This window comes from Pseudomonas juntendi (genome assembly GCF_009932375.1).
Taxonomy (GTDB): Bacteria; Pseudomonadota; Gammaproteobacteria; order Pseudomonadales; family Pseudomonadaceae; genus Aquipseudomonas; species Aquipseudomonas juntendi.
This window is the reverse complement of sequence record NZ_BLJG01000060.1, coordinates 38,372-58,204: the sequence shown is the minus strand read 5'-3', so window position 1 is coordinate 58,204 and position 19,833 is coordinate 38,372. Positions and strand designations below refer to the sequence as shown.

Genomic DNA, 19,833 nt, shown 5'->3' with positions numbered 1-19,833 from the left:
AGCACTGAGCATGCACCGGCGCCGGGAAAAACACCAGTGTGGTACACCCGTGAGCGCAGCGCCTGGTTGTTCGACCAGGCGCTGCGGATTGCTCAGAGCGCCAGGGTGAACAGTGCCTGGGCCGGGCGCATCAGGCCTTGCTGGCGCAGCGCTGGATCGGCGTCGAGCACGGCCAGCCGTCGCCAGAACTCCACGCGTGCATGCTGCGGTTGAGACTGGAATGGCTCCATGTCCAGCAAGGCTCTGAGGTCACGGCGGTACGGCAGCGGCAAGCGCTGCCACAGCGCCGCTTCGTCGGGGCCTGTTTCGTCGAAGAAATCCAGGTAGTCGCTTTCGCTGACCAGCAGGTCGACCTGGTGCGCGGCGTTGTAGGCGTCGATCTGAGCCCGCACGGGCGCGCCCAGCCACTCGCTTTCAAGGCGCAAGGCATCGGCGACAGGCCGGGTGACCGCGAAGTTTGCAGGCAGGTGCTGGAACTGGTTGGAAGCCAAGTCCAGCACGAACGGTTCGCTGATCTGGTCCAGGCCTTGCGGCAGTTCGACGAGGCTGCAACCGGACAGGAACAAGGTTTTCAGTTGCGCAAGATTGCGCAGGTCCGGTGCGCTGATCAGCGGGTTGTCCGACAGGTCCAGTTGCACCAGCCGCGTGTAGCGGTCCAGTGTTCGCTGGGCATTGGCATCCCAGGTAATGCGGTTGCTGTCCAGGTCCAGCCAGTGCAATTGCCACGGCTGGGGCAGGCGCGGTACACGGTCGAAGCGGCAATCCGACAGTATCAGGCGCTTGAGGTTGGGGAAGCGCTGCGCAAGCGTTGCCGGCAGGTGGCTCAACTCACTGTTCTGGCTGAGCGAAAGATGCTCGATATGAGCGAAATCATCCGGCAGCGCCAGGCTTGCCAGGTCCTCGCCGTTAAGCCCCAGGCCGGAAAGCTCAAGGCTGTACATGCGCCCCGTGGCGGCAAAAGGCAGGGTTGAGAGGCGCCGCCAGGCGTTGACCAATGGGCGTACCGCGGGCTGGCGCTGCGCTGCGCGCGCAGGGTCTGCCTGCACCCAGCGTTGCAGGTCACCGCGCAGGTCTTGCAGACGCTGGTGCAGATCGCGCAGGCGTTGGGTGGTCGAGCTCAGGTCGTCGGCCAATGGCTCGTCCTCGTCATGGCCCAGCCAGGCCTGGATTTCGGCATCGCTGGCATTGGGGTAGATCCGCCGATAAGCGCCTTCTACCGAACCGGTTTGCCGGGGCTCAGGCGCAAGCGGCGCCAGCGGGCGACCGCCGCGCAAGCCACCCGTTGGCCTGGGCCGCACGGCCCGCGGCCCCCACAGGCGCTGTGGCAGGGTCTGCCGGTGTTCGGCAACCCAGCCCAGCAGGTGCTCGCGTAAGGCATTGCCGTCGGCAGCCGTACCCAGGGATTGCCGGGCATGCGCAGGCAGCGCCTGCGCCACTGCACGGCAAAGGTCACGATCCCGTTTTGCCGGGGCAGGTCGCTGACCCAGGTCAGCTTCGTAGCCTTCGGCCGACTTGATGACCCGGCTGTGCAGGCTGGCGTGTTCACTGCCAACCCGTGCCAGCAGCGGCCCTTGAGGGCTGGCTGCGCGCAGTTGCAGGCTCAGGTCGCGGGGCCAGCCTGGCAGAGCGTCGAGTGCACTGAACAACAACCGTTCGCTTTCGTCGTTGGCAAACGCCGGTTGCACCACACCCTCGAGGGCACGCACCAGCGGCAATTCACTGTCCAGCTGTCGCAGCTGCATCCCAAACCACGCAGGGAGCTTGCCATGCGCTTGCCAGGTAGCGGTGTCGGCGGCGTTCAAGCGCATCAGCATGCGCCGGGCCAGGGTGGACGTTAGCCGTGGGTAGGTGTCGAGCAACTGCTGCACCGCCGGCGCTACCGCGCTATTACCCTCGTAAAGATGCTGGAAAAGCCCAGGCGGTGCGCTGTCGCCAAGGGCCTGCACCGCGGCTTGCGCATTCAGGCGTTGCAGGGTGTCGAGCAGCAGCGGGGGCGGTGGCAGCCCTTCGACATGCACCTGGCGCAGCTGCTCGCTGTCGATGCCGCAGATGCGGCCGGCTTGTTCGACCTGCTCTGGGGTAAAGGCGGCGTAGGCCTCGCCCAGGCGGCGTACGCTTGTCTCCAGCGCCCAATCACCGGGTTGCTCGTGTTCGCCGCGCCAGGCGCCTTGGGTGTTGTGCTCCAGTGGCGGCTGCCAGGCTTCGGCTGCTTGCGGATGAACGATGCGCCATTGTTGCCGGGCGTCATCGAAGCGTTGTTCGTAGAGGTGGCGGTCCATCCGGATGAACAGGCGCCCCTCATGCAGGTACTGGCCCTGGGCATTGGCATGCACGTCGGCCGGCAGTTGCACGTCACTGCGGTAAGGTGCCAGGTCCTGGTTCCACAGCCGGTAGCGCCCATCATTGCTGCGCACCTCCTGCAAGCTGTCCATCAAGGGGCTGTCGAACAGTTTGGGCACCGCCTGGCCCGCCGCCACGAAGCCACCGAGCAGGGCCAGGTTGAGGCCAATCGCTTCGAGGTGTCGCAGGGCCAGCTGGCGGTCGCCTGCTTGCCAGTCCTCGTAGCCTTCCACCGCTTCACCCAGCAGCTGGCAGGCGGTCACCGCCAGCATCAAGGTGCCGACACCGGGCACGAAGAATGCGGCGGCATTGAGCGCGTCCCAGCCCAGGTTTTCCCACGCTTCGAGCCGCCTGGCCCTGGCGCTGGCGTCCGCTGCTGCGGTGGGCACCGCAAGCAAGCTGGCTTCATGCTTGAGGCGCAGCAGATACTGGTCATGGCAGTAGCCGAACGGTTCGCTCGTGATCGCCTGGCGGGTCAGGCGCAGGTCAGCCTGCGCTGCGCGTGGCCATGGGCGGTCGAAGGCGGTGTTGCCGGCCGCATCCAGGTTCTGCTGCAGCATGTCGAAGAAGTGCGCCTGTTCATCCTGCTGGATATAGGCGGCGAATGCCTGGCGTTCAGCGGGTTCCACCAGCAGGGTTGCCAGTGTGGCGTGCACCGCCGCCAGGTCCCTGCACGGGTGCAGGGCCGGTTCGTGGCCCGGCATATGCAGCACCAGCCCGTGCGCGCCGGCATCGATCAGCATGACCTCGTGCAGGGTGATGCCGAACAGCGCCAGCTGCCAACATTGCACGGGGTGCCCTTGCAGCAGCCGCTGGATTTCGTCCCGTGAGGCCCCGTCCAGCAGGTGCCGCAGGTAGGCCAGGTCGGCGGCCAGGCGCAAGCGTGCTTGCTGCGCGCGCACAGCCAGTGCCCGGGTTTCGGGCCGGGCCAGCTGCTGGTCCAGGTGGGTCTGGTAGGCGCCGCCCAGGTCCAGCTCCCGGCACAGCGTCGCGAATGCCTGGGGTGCCAGCGGCAGGCGCTTCACCAGGTAGCGCTCGGACCGCAGGGTGAAGTGTGCTGGGGGCGCTTGCATGCCAATCGGTACCGTGCCGGGTACTTCAACTGCAACCACCTGTATATCACTACCCAGGGCAATGGCACTTTCGGGTCTGAAGGTTTCATCATCGGCGAAGTTCTGCAGGGCAGCCTGCAGCAGGCTATCGCGACGATGGCTGTAAAGATGACGCAGCCCCAGCCAATGCCAATCATGCTCGACCCGCAGTAGTTGGGTATCGAGCAAGGGCGTGTCCAGCCCATGTTCTGCCAGGCGGCCTTTTAGCAGTGGCTCGGCAAACTCACTGATCTGCTTGAGCCCTTTAAGCGCCTTTGCCAACGCCGCTTGCGCATGCAGCAACTGGTTCTGGCTGGCGCAAACCGCCTCGCGCAGGTCGGGTGCGGCATTGTCGAACCAGTCCTCCAACTGCCACGGGGCATGTTGACTGGCCTGTAAAGCGCCCCATTGCCCGGGGTTGGCACGGCGTGCCCAATGCGGCAGTTGTGCCGCGAGCAGGGCGTGGTGTGGATTGTTGCCTATCATGATGATGCACCTCTTTATGCAAAGAAGGCATCAAACGCCAGTTATCGATAGCGAAGTGGTAACCGGTTATCGTGATGTCGGCACGCTTATAGCAATCTGTCGCAAATTAACGCAGTGGCGGCAGGAAATTTGACGCCAGAATAATTCAGACAAATACCAGCCAAGTGCCACTTGCCAAAGTGATTTCGCCCACCTTAAATTGTTACTGAATGTGAAGTTACTGTGCGACCTAACCTTTGAATATCAATGGGTTAGATGTTTTTTCGCTGTTTATCTGTCTTGTTCCGATACACCCTGGCACTTCAAAGGACGTGGAAGAAGAAATGAAAGCGACCTTGACCGCAGCGGCGCGAAAATTCATATCGCCCTCCACCCGTTACGAAATCAGACAGTTGGGCAGCCAAGTGCGTGAGGTAATGGCGCGCGCCTGTTTGTGGCGCTGGGAAGTTGCCAGGTTTCGGCTGCAACAGGAAAGCCCTTACGAGATCCTTTACATCGGCCGCAAGCACCAACGGGAAATGGCCAAGCTGCTGATTGGCGGCAAGGGGCAGGGCAGTGCGGCGATCGTGGAAAGCGCCAGTGCCAGCGCACCTGCCGACCATGTGGTGCTGATCAGCGAAATGCCCACTACCGGCGCGCTATCGGTGCCGCACTATCTGAGCGCCGTGGTGCCACTGGGGCGCCCCCTGGAAGACATCACCGCGCGCTACGACAGTGAACTGCGGCGCAGCATTCGCAAGAACCGCCCGCTTTATCAGATGCGTCAGGCACTTGCCGATGACGAGATTGCCATGGCTGACCGTGAGCTGTTGCGGCCGTACGCGACTGCCAGGCAAGGCATACATGCGGCGCAGTTTCCCACCGACGACGTGTTCCGCATTGCCCAGAGTGTCGGGCGGCTCGACCTGATCACCTGCGGCGATGAAGTGATCGGTTGCCACCTTGGCTGCGAAGTGGTGCGCGATGGCAAGCGTTACTGGAGCACCTTGCGCTTCGGCTATTGCGAAGCGGTGTTTTCAGACGCCAGGAAGTTGCGCGAAGTAAACTCGATCACCACCTTCATGGCCTTGGAATGGGCACTGGAACACGGCTTCGATTATTACGACATCGGCCTGTGCCTGGCGCGCCCGGACGACGGCTTGCTGAAGTGGAAGCGGCGGCGTGGGGGCGACATCGATTCGTTGGGCAACCATGCTTACCTGTTCGTGCGGCTGCCAAAGACCGGCACGGCGAAGTTTCTCTGGGACACGCCGATGTTTGCAATGGAAGGCGACAAACTGACCCTGCATCTGGGCCTGCCAGCAGGCCCCAGCGATGAGGAAGTTGCCAGCCGCTACCATGAGATGGTGTTCGGCGGCCTGCACAAGATCTACCTCTACGGCGACAACGCCATTGGCGAACCCTTCGTGCAGGCCCTGCGCAACCGCTACGCCAACCAGCAGTCTCCCCCCATCATGCAGCGCGTCATGTGCAGTTGAAGGGGCGCACGGATGCGTTGAGTCATCCTATTGCGCCATGCGCTGAACCTCGCCATCAAGGGGACGCTTCATGACAAGCGACATCTCGCAGTTCAATGCTTCGCCGGCCGCTGCGCCACGCAGCTGGACCCTGGCTGCCTACCGTTACATCGCCCGCAAACGGCTGGGCAGAACCCCGCCAATCGACGTCAAGAGCCTTGCCAGCAAAAGTTGGGACATCGCCCCGGGCGAGACCACGGTGTCGCCACCGGCCATTTACCTGCCGGGGCAGTTGGAGCGGGTCACCGGATGGGAAGGCAAGCGGTTCTACCCCTACGTGCACCCGGCGCGCACCATGGAGGGTGGCATCAGTGCGCTGCAAGGGCCGACCCGTGGCTACCTGATCAAGGATGTCTGGCTGGTCGACGGGGCGTTGTACAAGGGTAAGGCCAGCCACTGGCTGTCGCAGAAGCCGAACACCTTCCCGCGCATTGTGGTGGACCATGAAATCGACCGCGCTGCCATCTACTGCACGCAGAATGGCAACTCGTGGTTCGGTACCTGGCTGATGGAGGATTGCCCCACGTATGCGCTGGCCTGCAACGAGGGTGTGCCGGTGACCACGGCACCGTCGGCCAGGTACCCCTTGTTCACCCAGGCACCGGCCTACGAAGACTGGTTGGACATGCAGCCGCTGCGCTTGCGCAGTGCGTTTTTCCGGGAGCTGGTGCTGTTCGACGATCAGAGCAACAACCGCAGCCGGCATGCCCGCTACCGTGCCATGGGCGACAAGCTGTTGGCGCATGTCGCCCATGCGCCGCACCCGGGGGTGTTCCTGCTGCGCGGCGGTGATGGTGACCTGCGCCTGCTGCGCAACGAGCTGGCGCTTGCCGAGCACCTGCGGGTTACACGGGGTTTTCGCATCGTCAACCCGCTCAAGTCGGATGTGCCGAGCATCATCGCCGCCTGTGCCGGGGCCAAGGTGGTGATTGGGGTGGAGGGTAGCCAACTGGTGCATGGCGTGAATGTGCTGCAGCCCGGTGGCTGCCTGCTGACGCTGCAGCCGCCGAACCGCTTCGTCAGCTACTACAAGTACCTGACCGACCGTGATCAGCAACACTTCGGCTTCGTGGTCGGCCTGCCGGAAGGCGACGGGTTCAGGGTCGATATCGGTGAAGTGGAACGCACCCTGGACCTGTTCCCGCAATAACTGTGTAGTATCCAGGCACACGGCAACTGGGGATGGCAATGCTCGAGGTATCACGGTTCTGGCGCGACCCTGCGCTACCCTTTGTCGAGGCCCGCAAGGTAGGCGACGGGCGCCAGGTGTGCTACGCCGCGCACTCCCACGAAAGTTTTTCCATTGGGGTGATCACCGGTGGGCGTAGCACTTACCTCAATGGCGATCAGCGCCATGAGGTTGCGGCGGGCACTACCGTCCTGATGAACCCTGGGGTCGTGCATACCTGCAACCCGATTGCAGGGGAGCCGTGGTCCTATCTGATGCTGTTCGTCGACTGGCCGTGGCTGCAGGCGCTGGGGTTCACCTTGCCGGTGCAGACACTCAGCACCTCTGCCGTGCTGTACCAGCGGCTGTTGCAGGCTTTTGCCGAGCTGTTCGATGCCAGTGTGCCGGACCGCGAGGCGCGCCTGGCCACGCTGTTCCGTGAATTGCCCGCCCTGCTGCAGGGCAGCGCGCAGGCCGCCGAAGTGCGTAACCCACGGCTGGAGGCCGCAGCCGCGTTCATCCGTGCCCATCGCTGCGATGCACTGCGGCTTGAGGATATCTGTGCTGCCTGTGGCCTTTCGCGTTCCTACCTGATCCGCGCGTTTGGCCGACACTTCGGGCTGACCCCCCACGGCTATCTGCTCGACCAGCGCGTGCAACTGGCGCGGGCGCAGCTGCGCCAAGGGCGGGCTATCGCCGAGGTGGCACAAGCAGCCGGTTTCGCCGACCAGGCGCACTTGCAGCGCGCCTTCAAGCAGCACCTGGCGGCAACACCGGGGCATTACCGCAATGCTGGCGCCCGCGGTTGCACGCCTGCATAGGCCAGCGTCTGCCGCCAAAGGCGGGCCCGGGCCGGTCTCAGATCACCAGGTAAAGCGCACTGCCGACCAGCAGCACGGCCAACCCTCGGTTGAGCAGGCGCATATGCCGCGGGTTGCCCAGGTACTGGCGGATAACGCTGCCGGCCCAGGCCCAGCAGGCTACCGAAATGAAACAGATAGGCCCGTAGATCCAGGTGAACAGCCACAGCAGCTGCTGCTCGCCGCCCGTGTAGGCGCCAACCCCGGCCACCGCTGCCAACCAGGCCTTGGGGTTGAGCCACTGCATGGCGGCGCCGTGCCAGGCCGACGGTGCCTGCTCGGGGTGCGTGCTGCCCAGCTCGCCGCTGTCACTGGCCAGTTTCCATGCCATGTACAGCAGGAACGCCACACCGCCCCAGTGCAACAGCAGGCCCAGCACCGGCCAGCGCACCAGCAGTTGGTGCAGGCCCAGGCCGACCAGCACCAGCAACACACAGAAGCCCAGCGTGGCGCCGGTCACATGGCCCAGGCTGGCCCGCAGGCCATGGCGGGCACCGCTGCCGAGCGCGACGATGTTGACCGGGCCAGGGGAGATGGAAGCCGCCAGTGCGAAGGCGGCCATGGAGAGGGACAAGCTCATGAAGGCGATCCATTTTGTTGTGAGGCGGCTATGCTGGCCGGTCGCGCGGTGGGGTGTATTGAACGAAAGTACCCGCACCAGGCGACCCGTCGAAATGCGCGCCCAGCGGCCGGCCTCATTCCGCCCGCCGGCCTGTTACAGGTTTTGTAATAGTTTTACGCTGTCGGACAATCCTGATGTCCTTGTAGCATCATTCTCCCTAATTGTTATCAAGGTCTATATGAGCACCTTCGCGGAGCCCCCCAGTTCGTGGCCGTCCTGGCCAAACCTTCCCCGTCCTCGTGACGCTGCCCTCGTGAGTACCCGCTAATGGAATGGCTAGCCGATCCTACTGCCTGGCTAGGCCTGTTGACGCTTATCGTCCTCGAGCTGGTGCTGGGTATCGACAACCTGGTGTTCATCGCCATCCTGGCGGACAAGCTGCCCCCGCATCAACGCGACCGTGCCCGGGTCATTGGCCTGAGCCTGGCGCTGATCATGCGTCTGGGCCTGCTGGCCAGCATTTCCTGGATGGTCACCCTCACGGCACCGCTGTTCGAGGTGTTCGGCAAGAGCTTCTCCGGCCGTGACCTGATCATGCTGTTCGGTGGTGTGTTCCTGCTGTTCAAGGCCACCATGGAGTTGCATGAACGCCTGGAAGGGCATGTGACCCAAGCCAGCGGCACCTTGCGTCATGCTGCGTTCTGGCCAATCGTCGCGCAAATCGTGGTGCTGGATGCGGTGTTCTCGCTGGACGCCGTGATCACTGCGGTGGGTATGGTCGAGCACCTGTCGGTGATGATGATCGCGGTGATTTTCTCGATCGGCATCATGATCGTTGCCAGCAAGCCGCTGACCCGCTTCGTCAACGCCCACCCCACGGTGATCATGCTGTGCCTGGGCTTCCTGATGATGATCGGTTTCAGCCTGACCGCCGAAGGCCTGGGCTTCCACATACCCAAAGGCTATCTGTACGCGGCCATTGGCTTCTCGATCCTGATCGAGCTGTTCAACCAGCTGGCGCGCGCCCGGCGCAAGCGCAGCCTGCAGCAGCACAAGCCGCTGCGTGAGCGCACTGCGCATGCCGTGCTGCGCCTGCTGGGCGGCCGCCGCGTCGAAGCTGACGAGGTGGGCGAGGAAATCGCCGACCTGGTCGAGGGTGGCGAAGAACAGGTGCTGTTCGACCGTCGCGAGCGGGTGATGATCAGCGGCGTGCTGAACCTGGCCGAGCGGCCGATTCGCACGGTGATGACCGCACGTACCGAGGTCGATGTGATTGACCTGGCGCAGCCGCCCGAGGCCATTGCCCAGGCCTTGGCCAACTCGCCGTATTCGCGCCTGCCGCTGATACGCGGCGGCCGAATCGACGAGCCGTTGGGCTTCGTGCACAAGAAAGAGCTGCTCAAGGAGGTGCTGTCGGGTAACCAGCCCGACCTGGAAGGCATGGCCCGGGTACCGCTGAACCTGCTGGAAAGCTTCAGTATCCTCAACGCCCTGGAGCAGATGCGCGGCCAGTCCACGCACATTGCCTTCGTGGTCAACGAGTTCGGTGACTTCACCGGCCTGCTGACCATGACCGACATCCTGGAGTCGATCGCTGGCGAATTGCCGGATGCCAGCGAGGTTGACGGCCCTGGCATCGTGCAGGAAGGTGAGGGTTTCGTAGTCAGTGGTGCCTTGAACCTCAGCCAGGTGCAGGCGCGTACCGGCTTCAGCGCCCGGGCCACCGAGGACTATCAGACCCTCGCCGGGCTGGTGATGAGCCTGCTTGACCGCCTGCCAATGGTGGGTGATCAGTTGCGCTGGAATGGTTGGACGCTGACCGTGGAGGCGATCGAAGAACGGCGGGTAAGGCAGGTGCGCCTTACACCGAACGGCGACGCTGACGCAGCAGGTGCTTGAAACCTTCGAGCACCAGCACCAGCACGGCGGCCCAGATCGGCAGGTATGTCAACCACTGGTCCGGGCCGATGGTTTCGCCCAGCAGCAACGCCACGCCCACCAGCAGCACGGGCTCGACGTAGCTGAGCAGGCCGAACAGGCTGAACGGCAACAAGCGGCTGGCCAGCACGTAGGCGATCAGGGCGCAGGCGCTGATCGCCCCCAGCAGCGGAATCAGCGCATACAGCCCTGGGTGCGCCTGCAGGTCAGCGCTGGAAAGCGGCCCCTGCATCACGAAATACAGCGCCCAGGGCAGCAGCAGGCACATGTCGCACCACAAGCCACCCAGGTGGTCGGTGCCGCAGCGCCGGCGCAGTACGAAATAGACGGGGTAGCCGGTCACCACCACCAGGGTTTCCCAGGCGAAACTGCCATGCTGGTAGAGTTCGTGGCCCACACCCAGTGCGGCGCAGGCCACGGCCACTGCCTGCAGGCGTGACAGGCGCTCGCCGTACACCAGCCGCCCGGTCAGGACCATGGCCAGCGGCAGCAGGAAGTAGCCCATCGACACTTCCAGGCTGCGCCCGTGCAGGGGCGCCCACAGGAACAGCCACAATTGCACCCCCATCAGCCACGAAGTGCCGAGCATGCCGAGCAGTAGCACCGGCGTGCGGCGCACGCGCCCCAGCAATTGGCCGACGCGTTTCCAGTCTTTCGAAACCAGCATGAACAAGGTCAGGCAGGGCAGGGTCAGCAGCGTGCGCCAGCCGAATATCTCTTCGCCATCGAGTGGCCTGAGCAACGAGGTATAGAAGTACATCACGGCGAACATGCAGGACGCCACGACGGATGAAACAATGCCTTTTGACACGAATGCCTCGAATACAGGAGTGGAGCGGTAAGGTCAGCCGCCAATGATCTCAGGGGGCGCGGCTTGCGGCAACCGCGAGGCGCCGGGGCGGGTGGCCAGCGCTTCGAGAAACTGCTGTGCAGGCATGGGCCTGGCGAACAGGTAGCCTTGCTGATAGTCCACGCCATGGCTAGCCAGGTAATCGCGCTGCGTTTCGGTTTCCACGCCTTCGGCGACAATGCCCAGGCCCAGTTTGGCTGACAATTCGATGATGGTTTCCAGGATATGCACCGACAGCGCATCGGCACCGATCATGGCCACGAAGCGCTGGTCGATCTTCAGGTAATCGACCTTGAACTGAAGCAGGTAGTTGAGGCTGGACTGGCCGGTACCAAAGTCGTCCAGTGCGATCTTCACCCCCATGGCATCGAGCTTTTCGAACAGCTCGAGCGCCACGGGCGTGGGTTCGATGAGCTTGCGCTCGGTCAGCTCCAGGGTCAGCACCACCCGGCCTGGGGGAAAGTGCTGCAGGAACGTGCGGCAGTCCTCCAGCAAAGTCAGGTCGCGGCAGTGGTCGGCCGTGATGTTGATGCCGACGTGGAAGCCGTCCTCCAGCAGCGTTGCATAGGGCGCCAGGGCTTGCGCAGTGTGCATCATCAGTGCCCGGGTCATGGCCACGATCTGCCCGCTGTGCTCTGCGTAGGGGATGAACAGGTCTGGGCGTACCAGCCCCTCTTGAGGGTGGTTCCAGCGCATCAACACTTCGACGCCGGCCCAGCGGTAATCACCCTTGCGCACCACCGGCTGAAAGTACGGCAGGAATTCGTCGGCCTCCAGCGCCCGCCTCAGCTCGGCGCGGGGTGAGTTGGCGCGGCGCACCTGCCAGTGGCATACCAGGCCTGCGATCACGCCCAGCACCAGCAGCATGCCGAGCAGGGCAGGGTAATGGCTGCGCCACAGGCGGCTTTGCTCGGCGGCGCTGTACCCGCCCTGTACGCTCAGCGGATAACGCGTGGAGGCCAGCAGCACATTGGCGTGATCAGCGGCCGGCGGCTGGCCATGGTGCACGATGCCGTCCTTGCCCATCCAGGCGTCGCCGACGCGGATGTACAGCGCTTCGTCGGCGCCTATCAGGCGCAGCGCCGTCAGCAGGTGATCGCCGTCGACCGTGCTGATCGCACCGTGGTCCCCTTGGCTGGCCCTGTACACCAACAGTGGGTGGCCGGGGGTGACCGAGTTGCCATCCATCAGCCACAGTTTGCCATCGACATAGTCGGCGGGATTGACTGGCTCATCGAATGCGCCGAACAGCGACGTGCAATAAATGCTGTTGTGCCTGAACAGGTTGGTGGAGCGCACGAAGGCGTTGCGCGTGACCTGGGTGCGCAACAGCAACTGGGCTTGCTCGCAGGGGACATCGGTGTGCGCCAGCAAGCTGTCGGCGGCGCTCGACAGGTTGTCGAGGATATGTTCGATATGGCCGAGCACCTGCTGCGTGGTGGTGTGGCTGCTGGCCTTCATTTCCCGTTCGATCTGCCAGTGCATGATCGCCAGGCCGCTCACTACCGGCACCATACCGACCACCAGCGGTAACAGGGTGCGCCAACTGAAGACGCTGCGGTGTTTGGCTGTAAGGGGCATGCTGGGTGGCTACGTTGAAAGGCTACGCTGAAGGGTTAACAGAGCATAGCCGTTAGTCGGGCAGGGGCCTTAACAAAAACGCGACAAAGGCATTTACGCAATGTAGAATCGGTTTACGAATAAAACAATAAGGTCCTTCAGTGCCGAAGGATCAAGCCCGCCGAGAATGGGTCCATATGACATACCATGGGTTCAAGCTGATCATAGGTGACTTCCTCGCCCGCAGCGTGCGAGGTATCCCGTGCGCCCCGCCATTTCTGTTCCGCATCCCACGCAATCACTAATTTTTAGCTGCAGATGAGGACACGAACATGGCTGATATCTTCGAAAATCCAATGGGCCTGTTGGGCTTCGAATTCATCGAACTGGCGGCCCCGGCCCCTGGCGTACTGGAGCCGGTATTCCAGATGCTGGGCTTCACCAAGGTCGCGACCCACCGTTCCAAGAATGTGCACCTGTATCGGCAGGGTGGCATCAACCTGATTCTGAACAACGAACCCAAAAGCATCGCATCGTATTTTGCCGCGGAGCATGGCCCATCGGTATGTGGCATGGCCTTCCGTGTGCGCAATGCCCATGAGGCCTATGCCCGTGCGCTGGAGCTGGGCGCGCAGCCGGTAGAAATCGAAACTGGCCCGATGGAACTGCGCCTGCCGGCGATCAAGGGCATTGGCGGTGCGCCGCTGTACCTGATCGACCGTTTCGAGGAAGGCAGCTCGATCTACGACATCGACTTCAACTTCATCGAGGGTGTCGACCGCCACCCGGTCGGTGCCGGCCTCAAGGTCATCGACCACCTCACCCACAACGTTTACCGCGGGCGCATGGCCTACTGGGCGGGCTTCTACGAGAAGCTGTTCAACTTCCGTGAAATCCGCTACTTCGACATCAAGGGTGAGTACACCGGCCTGACCTCCAAGGCGATGACCGCCCCGGATGGCATGATCCGCATTCCGCTCAACGAAGAGTCGTCGAAAGGTGCCGGGCAGATCGAGGAGTTCCTGATGCAGTTCAACGGTGAGGGCATCCAGCACGTTGCCTTCCTGACCGATGACCTGCTCAAGACCTGGGACGCGCTGAAGGGGTTCGGCATGCGCTTCATGACGGCGCCGCCACAAACCTATTACGAAATGCTCGAAGAGCGCCTGCCCGGCCATGGCGAGCCGGTCGATCAGTTGCAGGCGCGGGGTATCCTGCTCGATGGTGCCTCGCAGCCGGAAGACAAGCGCCTGCTGCTGCAGATTTTCTCGGAAACCCTGCTCGGGCCGGTGTTCTTCGAGTTCATCCAGCGTAAAGGCGACGACGGGTTTGGTGAAGGCAACTTCAAGGCCCTGTTCGAATCCATCGAGCGTGACCAGGTGCGTCGCGGCGTGCTGAGCACCGACTGACACGCTGGTAGTGGCGCCGCCGTCATGTCCCTTCGGCGGCGCGGCTACGCCTGTTCGCGCGCCCTTTCATCAGCGCCAGGAAAACCACCGAGGCGGTCAGAACCCCCACCAGCAGCAAGGAGGGCAGGGTCTGGCGCATCGACTGGCGAATCTCCCGCGCGGTGAAACCTTCGGCATAGCCCCCTACGACCCGGTAGCCGTATTTCTGCGAAAGCATGCTGGTCGAAAACTCGTCCTGCGAGGGGCGTGCGCCGGCGCGGCTGTCGCCGCCACTCCACAGGTAGCGGTCGTCGAATTCCAGCAGCAGCGTCAACCCGTCCTGGAAAGCGTCCAGCTCGCTGCGAAGCTGCGAGGCATACGCCGTCACAATGACACCCTGATTATTGTCGGCCGTATACAGGTTCACCAGCAGTTTGCGGCGGGTGTCGGCGAGCCCATAGGAAATCTCGACCTGGCGGCCAGACGTGGCAAATGCGGTCAAATCCTCCAGCGGGTCCGGCGTGGTACTGCAATAGGCCTGCTCGCCCTCTACCAGCGTGAGGGACCTGAGCATGGACAGGCTGGTGACATGATCCTGCAAGGTGTTAAGGGCGCTGGCACAAGGCTGCCCGGCCAGCGGTAGTGAACGCAACGCGGTTTCCTGCATGCGGTTGAATGCCTGATCGACACTGTAAACCGCTTCCTTCACGGAAACAGCCGCATTCTCCGCAAGTTTCGTTTGCAGTTGCAGGATCATCACCAGCAACCCGGATACCACGGGTACCAGCCCCACCACGATCAGCAACAGCAACTCCAGCATGCTACGCCCGGCGTTGACGATGTACGACATAGACCTATTGCGCTCCGCTGCAACGCTGTTCCAGTTGAACAGCCGAGCCCAAAGCCTAGGTGTTCGATGGTCGTTCGGCTGTAGGCCGAAGAAAGCGCGCGTGACAGTAATTGCGCAAACCTGCGTAAGCCCTATCGGCCTGCCAGCCGGGCCAGCACCTTGAACTCCGCCATGGTGGGCCGAACGTGCTGTGCTAACTTCAATAGCATTACCCGCAGCCCCCTTGGCCATGCTGGAGCCATGACATTGGTCGCCAAAAAATCATCACTTGGCCTTGAGCCACAGATCCGCCTTCACCCGCCTGCTGTCGCAGCCCGCAGGCCGGTTGACGACCGGATCGTGCAGCTGGACTGGAGCCGCACCTCCCTAGGGCCGCTGCCGCGCTGGCCGGCTTCGTTGCGCATCGCGGTGGATATGATGCACCTGTCGCCGTTCCCCTGTGCCGTGGTCTGGGGGCCAGACCTGACTGTGGTGCACAATGATGCCTACCGTGCATTGCGCGGCGGCGCTGCGGATGGGCTCGGCCAGGCGTTCGACACGCTGTGGCGCGAAATCTGGCCGACAGTGGGGCCGTGGGTTTTCAAGGCCCTGGAAGGGCAGTCGAACTTTGTCGAGGACCCTCCCTTGCGCATCGGCAGTGACCTGTGCGGCGAGCCACTGTGGTGCGCATTCGGTTACGCGCCCCTGCACGATGAGCAAGGCAATGTCGCGGGCTTTCTGCACACGGTGATCGAGACCACTGCCAGCGTCGAGGCACACCGGCATTGGCGCGAGCAGGCGCAAGGCTTCGAGCAGCAGATCGAGCGGCATGTGCTGGAGCGCGAGCAGATCTGGCAGATGTCACGCGATGCGATGATGAGGGTTACCCCGGAGCTGAAGGTGCATGCCGCCAACCCCGCCTGGCACCGGGTGCTGGGTTGGGACGAACAGCAGATCCAGGGGGTGTCGGTACTGGAACTGGTGCACCCGGCAGATCGGACCGAGGTGCAGGTGGTGGTGTCGGCGTTACTGCAAGCCAGCAGCGCAGACTCGATCGAGACCCGCTTGCGGCACCGCGATGGGCATTATCATACCTTCCGCTGGAGCGCGCGCTTCGACGGGCGCTTGCTCACCGTAGTCGGCCAGGATATCAGCGAGGACCGCGAAGAGGCGGCGCGCCAGTCCGAAGCGCTGATGCGCAACACTGAACGGATGGAAGTCGTGGGGCAACTGGCCGGGGGCATGGGCCATGAGTTGAATAACCTGCTTTCTGGTATCGGCGGTAGCCTTGAGCTGCTCCAGCGCCGCCTCCAGGAGGGGCGCCCGGAGCGGATCGCTGCTTATGTGGATGTTGCCCGCGATTCGGTGATGCGGGCCATGGAGCTGACCCACCGTTTGCTGGCCTTTTCCCGCCACCAACCCTTGGCGCCAAAGCCGCTGGATTTCAACCGGCAGTTGCGCCTGTGCGAGCCGTTGTTGCGCAGGACCTTGGGTCCGGAGTTGTGCTTGCACTGGCAACTGGACGTCGCCCCGTGGGTGGTCAACCTGGATGTCACCCAGCTCGAAAATGCATTGATCAACCTGTGTACCAACGCCCGCGAGGCGTGCCTGGAGCGGGGCAATGTTACGATCCGCAGCGTCAACGAACGCTTGACCGCGGCGTTCCCGGACGAGAACGGGCTGCCGCCGGGTGACTATGTGGCCTTGCATGTTGAGGACGATGGCCACGGCATGTCGGCTGCGGAAATCGCCAAGGCGTTCGAGCCTTTTTTCACCACCAAGCCCATCGGCCGTGGCTCCGGCCTGGGGCTGTCGATGGTCTACGGTTTTGTCGGCCAGTCGGGGGGCTATGCGTGGATCGAGTCTGCGCCGAACCAGGGCACCAAGGTGTCGATGTTGTTCCCCAGAACGTTCGAGCCGCTTCCTGATGAGTGCAAACCGGTGCAAAGGACGCAACGCATGGCCCAGGGCGAGCGGCTGCTGCTGGTGGATGACGAACTCAATCTGCGCGCGGTGATGCGTGAATACCTGGTTGAGCGCGGCTTCCAGGTGGTTGACGCAAGCGACGCCAATACCGCATTGGAGCGGTTTCGCCATGACGGTCCGTTCGACCTGGTGATCACCGATATCGGTTTGCCGGGCGGCTTCAGCGGGCGCCAGGTGGCCAAGGCCATGCGCATGCAACTGCCGCAGCAGAACATCCTGTTCATCACGGGCTATGCGGGGCAACCGGTGGAGCCCCAGTTGCTCGAACAGCCTGGCACAGCGTTGATGAACAAGCCGTTTTCGCTGGCAGACCTGGCAGACCAGGCGTTGCGCATGCTTGAACAGTGAGCCCCTCAGGGTTGGCCAAGGATCATGGCCACCTGTTCCTGCAGCTGTCGCAGTTCGAATGGCTTGCAGATCAGGTGCATATCGCACCCCAGAAAGCCCTCGCGCGCCATCGCGGTTTCCGCGTAGCCGGTAATGAACAGCACCGGTAACCGGGGGCGCAAGCTACGTGCAATCTCCGCCAGTTGCCGACCGTTCATGCCGGGTAAACCTACGTCGCTGATCAGCAGGTCGATGGGGTGCGAGGCGCGTAGCACCTCAAGCCCCTCCTCGGCGTTGGCCGCACTCAGGCACGTGAAGCCATTGTCACGCAGGGCCTGGCACAGCAGTTCGCGAACATGCAGGTCGTCCTCGACCAACAGCACCCGGTGGCCGTGTGTGGCTTGCGCAGGTACCAGCGGTTGGGCGGGCGAGGGTGCCTGGTCGATGTGACGCGGCAGGTACAGGTCTACCCGCGTGCCCTTGCCAATTTGGCTGTGCAGGGTGACATGGCCATGGGATTGCTTGCTGAACCCGTACACCATCGACAAGCCCAGGCCGATGCCTTGGCTGGTCGCTTTGGTGCTGAAGAAGGGTTCGAATGCGTGCTCCAGTGTACTTGGCGCCATGCCCTGACCGTTATCGATCACGCTCAGGCGCAGGTAATCGCCGGCGGTCAGGGGGCCGTCGACCATGGGGCTGCTGTAGATAGGCTGGTTGGTTGCCTCGATCCGCAGCAGGCCACCGCTGGGCATGGCTTCACAGGCATTGAGGATCAGATTGTCGAGGGCCTCGCGCAATTGTTGGTCGTCAGCTTCCGCGTTCCACAGGCCTTTGGCGATGCTCACCTGCAGCTTTATCCCTGGCTTGAGTTGAGCCTTCAGCTGCTTGGTCTGCAACAGGGTATGCAGGTTGACGCATCGGCTATGCAACGACTGCCTGCATGAGAAGGCCAGCAGACGGTGGGTGAGGCGGGCGGCGCGTGACACCGCTTCGCGGCCCAGGCGCAACACACTGTCCAGGCCGTCGGCGCGGCCTTGCTTGAGGCGCCGGTCGATCAGCTCGAAACTGCCGCCAATACTGGTGAGCAGGTTGTTGAAATCGTGGGCCACGCCGCCAGCGAGTTGGCCGATAGCTTCCATCTTGCGCGCCTGGAAGCGGGCCTGGGCGTAGCGCTCCGTCGGCTCATCAGGCTGGGCGAGCCCGTTATCCAGCCGCTGCTGCAGGTTTTCAAGCTGGTCGCGGGTCAGGTATTGCCGACGCCTGTGGCGCAGCGCGGACTGGGTCATGTGCAGCAGTTGGTCGTCGCCGAAAGGGGGCACCAGCAGGGTCAGGTTGCCGACCGGGTGATTGTGCACGCGGGTGGCCGACCATGCCCCCTGGGTCACCAGCACGATGGGCAGATCCGACCAGTGCGGTTGCTGGTCGATAAAGGCCTGCAGCAGGGCACTAGGGCCTGCGTTGAACACCTGCTCGGCGATGATCGCCAGGCCGGCGCCTTCTGCCAGGCGCGCATGCAGGTGCGCCAGGTCGGTGGCACACAGGCAATCGATGCCGGCCGCCGACAGCAGGTGCGAGGTTTGCGCCGCCAACGGCGGTGGGGCGAGGATCAACGCACGTTCATCCAGCGCCAACGAACTGGCCAAGGCATTCTCCTGCAGAGTGGCCTGATAACCACTGGACCCTGGGCACGGGCTCAGGGTTCAACAGGTTTCAGGCAGGCCTAGAGGCCTTGCTGCAGTGCGGGGTCATCCGGGTTTTGCTGCTCCAGCTCGGCCAGCAGCACCTGCACGTTCTGAAGTTGGCCGGATTCTTTCCAGTACTGGATCAGCAACACCCGCGCGCGACGGTTGGCCGGTTGCTGGCTGAGCACGGTTTCCAGCTGCTTCTGCGCCGCATCAAGTTGCTCCAGCGCATGCAGGGTCACCGCCAGGGTATAGCGGTAATCGACGTTGTCCGGGTCCAGTTCAACCGCGCGGGACAGTGCCAGCAAGGCGTACTCACGTTGCTGGTGGCGGATCAGCCAGCGCCCCAGCTGGTATTGCAGGAAGGCCGAGTCCGGGCTCAGGGCCAATGCCTTGCCGAGCACTTGGCGTGAGGCATCGTGCTGGCCTTGACGTTCCAGCAGGCGCACCTGGGTGGCCAGCGCATCGAGGTTGCCTGGGGCGACGGTCAATGCACGTTGCAGGGCTACCGCAGCTTGGGTGTAGTCATTTTCGTGCATGTACAAGCGCGCCAGGTGCACTTGCGCGTCTGCTTCCTCGGGTTGTTGCGCCAGCGCTTGCTGGTATTGCTCCAGGGCCGCCTGCAGCGGGCCGAAATACAGGCCTATGTCATCCGGGGAAAGGCCAAGCAAGGCGTCCACGGCAGCGAAGCGCACGCTTTGGTCGTCATCGTCCAGCAGCGGGCCAAGCACCAGGCTGCGCTGCGCCGCAGGCAGCAGCCGGCGGATACCTGCGATGGCGGCACGGCGCACCAGTGGCTCGGCGTGTTCCAGGTCTTGCCGGGCGATTTTCAAGGCCAGTGGCGAAGGGTAGTTGGGCAGCTCGGCGTACAGGGCTGCGCGCCGGATGGCGGGCAAGTCGGTGCGTTGCAACTGCTGGTAAAGCACCCTGGCAGCGCCAGGCCGACCGTCGTGGGCCTGGCGCAGGGCCTTGGCATAGCTATGCGCCGGCAAGGCCGGCTGGGCTGGCGGAGTATCGCGCCACAGGTACCCGAACAGGGCCGATACCAGGATCAACAGCAGCATGGCGATCAGGTAGCGGTTGCGTCTGGGCATCGGGGGGTCCATGGCGGCAAGAAGGGCTGAGCTTGGGCCAGGCGGTAGATAAAAGCAACGGCTTGGCTATCGACCGTTCGGTTTCCGGGCGTTTGTTCAGCCGGCTTCAGATTCCCTTCAGATTCGTCACTGATACTTCGCCCAACCCATTAACC

Annotated in this window: 13 protein-coding genes; 6 read left to right on the top strand and 7 right to left on the bottom strand. The window is 63.3% G+C overall.

From position 1 onward, the window contains the following. Positions 1 to 92: 92 nt before the first annotated feature. On the bottom strand, positions 93 to 3,917 hold the full coding sequence (locus GYA94_RS08965; protein WP_161892157.1) for a dermonecrotic toxin domain-containing protein: 3,825 nt from the start codon (positions 3,915 to 3,917) through the stop codon (positions 93 to 95). Between the two features lie 323 nt (positions 3,918 to 4,240). On the opposite strand from GYA94_RS08965, the gene GYA94_RS08960 reads away from it, so the two are divergent. The 3 genes from GYA94_RS08960 to GYA94_RS08950 all read left to right on the top strand — a co-directional run bounded on the left by GYA94_RS08960 (position 4,241) and on the right by GYA94_RS08950 (position 7,423). After that, complete coding sequence (locus tag GYA94_RS08960) at positions 4,241 to 5,395, top strand: GNAT family N-acetyltransferase (RefSeq protein WP_161892156.1); 1,155 nt, start codon at positions 4,241 to 4,243, stop codon at positions 5,393 to 5,395. Positions 5,396 to 5,465: 70 nt separating this feature from the next. Then, positions 5,466 to 6,584: a glycosyltransferase 61 family protein gene (locus GYA94_RS08955; protein ID WP_110677246.1), complete on the top strand. Its 1,119-nt coding sequence runs from the start codon at positions 5,466 to 5,468 to the stop codon at positions 6,582 to 6,584. 38 nt (positions 6,585 to 6,622) lie between these two features. Continuing rightward, positions 6,623 to 7,423, top strand: a complete 801-nt coding sequence (locus tag GYA94_RS08950; RefSeq protein ID WP_161892155.1) for an AraC family transcriptional regulator — start codon at positions 6,623 to 6,625, stop codon at positions 7,421 to 7,423. A 37-nt stretch (positions 7,424 to 7,460) separates the two neighbouring features. Here the strand turns inward: GYA94_RS08950 and GYA94_RS08945 are convergent, their stop codons facing one another. Next, on the bottom strand, positions 7,461 to 8,042 hold the full coding sequence (locus GYA94_RS08945) for a LysE family translocator (RefSeq protein ID WP_110677244.1): 582 nt from the start codon (positions 8,040 to 8,042) through the stop codon (positions 7,461 to 7,463). A gap of 309 nt (positions 8,043 to 8,351) precedes the next feature. On the opposite strand from GYA94_RS08945, the gene GYA94_RS08940 reads away from it, so the two are divergent. Then, a complete protein-coding gene (locus GYA94_RS08940) occupies positions 8,352 to 9,923 on the top strand; it encodes a TerC family protein (protein WP_054903822.1) in 1,572 nt (523 codons plus the stop codon). Here the strand turns inward: GYA94_RS08940 and rarD are convergent. Next, the gene (gene rarD / locus GYA94_RS08935) at positions 9,886 to 10,773 is read right to left on the bottom strand and encodes an EamA family transporter RarD (RefSeq protein ID WP_029887129.1); all 888 of its coding nucleotides are present in this window, start codon (positions 10,771 to 10,773) and stop codon (positions 9,886 to 9,888) included. The genes GYA94_RS08940 and rarD overlap by 38 nt on opposite strands. Positions 10,774 to 10,806: 33 nt before the next feature. After that, on the bottom strand, positions 10,807 to 12,393 hold the full coding sequence (locus tag GYA94_RS08930) for an EAL domain-containing protein (RefSeq protein WP_110677242.1): 1,587 nt from the start codon (positions 12,391 to 12,393) through the stop codon (positions 10,807 to 10,809). 311 nt (positions 12,394 to 12,704) lie between these two features. Between GYA94_RS08930 and hppD the strand changes: the two genes are divergently transcribed. Further along, positions 12,705 to 13,781: a 4-hydroxyphenylpyruvate dioxygenase gene (gene hppD, locus GYA94_RS08925; RefSeq protein WP_161892154.1), complete on the top strand. Its 1,077-nt coding sequence runs from the start codon at positions 12,705 to 12,707 to the stop codon at positions 13,779 to 13,781. Positions 13,782 to 13,803: 22 nt separating this feature from the next. Here the strand turns inward: hppD and GYA94_RS08920 are convergent, their stop codons facing one another. Next, the gene (locus GYA94_RS08920) at positions 13,804 to 14,610 is read right to left on the bottom strand and encodes a CSS-motif domain-containing protein (RefSeq protein WP_161892153.1); all 807 of its coding nucleotides are present in this window, start codon (positions 14,608 to 14,610) and stop codon (positions 13,804 to 13,806) included. Positions 14,611 to 14,850: 240 nt separating this feature from the next. Between GYA94_RS08920 and GYA94_RS08915 the strand changes: the two genes are divergently transcribed. After that, entirely contained in the window at positions 14,851 to 16,923 is a 2,073-nt protein-coding gene (locus GYA94_RS08915) for an ATP-binding protein (RefSeq protein WP_161892152.1), read from the top strand. A 5-nt stretch (positions 16,924 to 16,928) separates the two neighbouring features. On the opposite strand, the gene GYA94_RS08910 is transcribed toward GYA94_RS08915, so the two are convergent. Next, positions 16,929 to 18,545, bottom strand: coding sequence for an ATP-binding protein (locus GYA94_RS08910; RefSeq protein WP_161892151.1), 1,617 nt, complete (start codon positions 18,543 to 18,545; stop codon positions 16,929 to 16,931). 77 nt (positions 18,546 to 18,622) lie between these two features. Next, on the bottom strand, positions 18,623 to 19,678 hold the full coding sequence (locus GYA94_RS08905) for a HEAT repeat domain-containing protein (RefSeq protein ID WP_161892150.1): 1,056 nt from the start codon (positions 19,676 to 19,678) through the stop codon (positions 18,623 to 18,625). Between the last annotated feature and the right edge of the window lie 155 nt (positions 19,679 to 19,833).

Excerpts from the sequence above, each read along its gene's own strand:
- GYA94_RS08955 (WP_110677246.1), top strand. The coding sequence starts at position 5,466 with ATGACAAGCGACATCTCGCAGTTCAATGCTTCGCCGGCCGCTGCGCCA.
- GYA94_RS08905 (WP_161892150.1), bottom strand. The coding sequence starts at position 19,678 with ATGCCCAGACGCAACCGCTACCTGATCGCCATGCTGCTGTTGATCCTG.
- GYA94_RS08945 (WP_110677244.1), bottom strand. The coding sequence starts at position 8,042 with ATGAGCTTGTCCCTCTCCATGGCCGCCTTCGCACTGGCGGCTTCCATC.
- GYA94_RS08965 (WP_161892157.1), bottom strand. The coding sequence starts at position 3,917 with ATGATAGGCAACAATCCACACCACGCCCTGCTCGCGGCACAACTGCCG.
- GYA94_RS08915 (WP_161892152.1), top strand. The coding sequence starts at position 14,851 with ATGACATTGGTCGCCAAAAAATCATCACTTGGCCTTGAGCCACAGATC.
- GYA94_RS08950 (WP_161892155.1), top strand. The coding sequence starts at position 6,623 with ATGCTCGAGGTATCACGGTTCTGGCGCGACCCTGCGCTACCCTTTGTC.
- GYA94_RS08920 (WP_161892153.1), bottom strand. The coding sequence starts at position 14,610 with ATGTCGTACATCGTCAACGCCGGGCGTAGCATGCTGGAGTTGCTGTTG.
- hppD (WP_161892154.1), top strand. The coding sequence starts at position 12,705 with ATGGCTGATATCTTCGAAAATCCAATGGGCCTGTTGGGCTTCGAATTC.
- GYA94_RS08940 (WP_054903822.1), top strand. The coding sequence starts at position 8,352 with ATGGAATGGCTAGCCGATCCTACTGCCTGGCTAGGCCTGTTGACGCTT.
- GYA94_RS08960 (WP_161892156.1), top strand. The coding sequence starts at position 4,241 with ATGAAAGCGACCTTGACCGCAGCGGCGCGAAAATTCATATCGCCCTCC.
- GYA94_RS08930 (WP_110677242.1), bottom strand. The coding sequence starts at position 12,393 with ATGCCCCTTACAGCCAAACACCGCAGCGTCTTCAGTTGGCGCACCCTG.